This window comes from Pseudomonas sp. Colony2, from assembly GCF_019382755.1.
GTDB lineage: Bacteria > Pseudomonadota > Gammaproteobacteria > Pseudomonadales > Pseudomonadaceae > Aquipseudomonas.
This window is the reverse complement of the sequence record NZ_CP080030.1, coordinates 4,947,257-4,947,634: the sequence shown is the minus strand read 5'-3', so window position 1 is coordinate 4,947,634 and position 378 is coordinate 4,947,257. Positions and strand designations below refer to the sequence as shown.

The following is a 378-nucleotide window of genomic DNA, read 5'->3' as shown; positions in this document are numbered from 1 at the left end:
GGCCAACCGCCGTGCGCATCAGTTGATCGCTCACGGCGTGGGGCCGGACGTGCTGGTGGGCCTGGCCGCGGAGCGGGGTATCGAGATGATCGTCGGCCTGCTGGCGATCCTCAAGGCCGGCGGCGCCTATGTGCCGCTCGACCCAACCTACCCGCAGGACCGCCTGGCCTACATGATGCAAGACAGCGGCATCCAGCTGCTGCTGGCCCAGGCGTCGCTGACCGGTCAATTACCGGTGCCTGACGGCGTGAAAACCCTGCTGCTGGATACCGACGTCAGCGCCTTTGCCGACAGCGACCCGCAAGTCGTCGTGGATCCTTCGAACCTCGCCTACGTGATCTACACCTCCGGTTCCACCGGCAATCCCAAAGGCACCTT

1 protein-coding gene is annotated in these 378 nt (G+C 65.6%); it reads left to right on the top strand.

Annotated elements, in window-relative coordinates; translation table 11 throughout:
• On the top strand, positions 1-378 hold a 378-nt coding region (locus tag JV201_RS30230; RefSeq protein WP_257903336.1), incomplete at both ends, for an AMP-binding protein.